We start from the raw sequence: 1,473 nt of genomic DNA, 5'->3' as shown, positions 1-1,473 counted from the left end.
ATCGAACTGGAAGACAAGTTCGAAAACATGGGCGCGCAGATGGTGAAAGAAGTCGCCAGCCGCACCAATGACGAAGCCGGCGACGGCACCACCACCGCAACCGTTCTAGCCCAAGCCATCGTTCGCGAAGGTCTGAAGCAGGTTGCTGCTGGCCTGAACCCGATGGACCTGAAGCGCGGCATCGACCTGGCAACTGCCAAGGTTGTCGAAGGCATCAAAGACGCTTCGCGTGAAGTCAAAGACTCGGCAGAAGTTGCTCAGGTTGGCACCATCTCGGCCAACGGCGAAGCCGAAATCGGCCAGCAGATCGCAGACGCGATGCAGAAGGTTGGCAACGAAGGCGTTATCACCGTCGAAGAAAACAAAGGTCTGGAAACCGAGACCGATGTTGTCGAAGGTATGCAGTTCGACCGTGGCTACCTGTCGCCTTACTTCGTCACCAACGCAGACAAGATGATCGCAGAACTCGACGACTGCATGATCCTGCTGCACGAAAAGAAATTGTCCTCGCTGCAGCCGATGGTTCCGCTGCTCGAGCAGGTGATCCAGTCGCAGAAGCCGCTGCTGATCATCGCGGAAGATGTTGAAGGCGAAGCGCTGGCGACCCTCGTGGTCAACAAACTGCGCGGCGGCCTGAAAATTGCTGCTGTCAAAGCACCGGGCTTCGGCGACCGCCGCAAAGCCATGCTGCAGGACATCGCCATCCTGACCGGCGGTCAGGTCATCAGCGAAGATCTGGGCATGAAGCTCGAGTCCGTCACCATGGACATGCTGGGCACCGCCAAGAAAATCGAAATCACCAAAGACGAAACCACCATCGTCGACGGTGCTGGCGAGAAAGCCGAGATCGAAGCACGTGTTGCTCAGATCCGCACTCAGATCGAAGAAACCTCGTCGGATTACGACCGTGAGAAGCTGCAAGAGCGCGTTGCCAAACTGGCAGGCGGTGTTGCCGTTATCCGCGTTGGCGGCATGACCGAAGTTGAAGTGAAAGAGCGTAAGGACCGTGTGGACGATGCTCTGAACGCAACCCGCGCTGCCGTTCAGGAAGGCGTTGTTGTGGGCGGTGGTGTTGCTCTGGTTCAGGCCGGTAAAGCACTGGAAACTCTGGAAGGTGCAAACGCTGACCAGAACGCAGGTATCAACATCGTTCGTAAGGCAATCGAAGCGCCTCTGCGCCAGATCGCCGAGAACGCTGGTGTCGACGGTGCGGTTGTTGCTGGCAAAGTTCGCGAAAGCGACGACGCAGCATTCGGCTTCAACGCTCAGACCGAAGAATATGGCGACATGTTCTCGTTTGGTGTGATCGACCCGGCCAAAGTTGTCCGTACCGCTCTGGAAGATGCGGCATCGGTTGCGGGCCTGCTGGTCACCACCGAAGCAATGGTTGCCGATAAGCCCGCCAAAGAAGGCGCGGCACCTGCCGGCGGCATGCCCGACATGGGCGGCATGGGCGGCATGATGTAAGCTGCT

1 protein-coding gene is annotated in these 1,473 nt (G+C 58.1%); it reads left to right on the top strand.

What is annotated here, in order from left to right; translation table 11 throughout:
* A partial coding sequence (groL, locus tag ACR0MP_RS22000) for a chaperonin GroEL (RefSeq protein ID WP_480888115.1) occupies window positions 1–1,467 on the top strand: 1,467 nt, incomplete at its 5' end.
* Between the last annotated feature and the right edge of the window lie 6 nt (window positions 1,468–1,473).

The organism is Ruegeria sp. K3 (assembly GCF_056531845.1).
The sequence above is the reverse complement of the archived record's forward strand: the minus strand, read 5'-3'. Positions and strand labels throughout refer to the sequence as shown.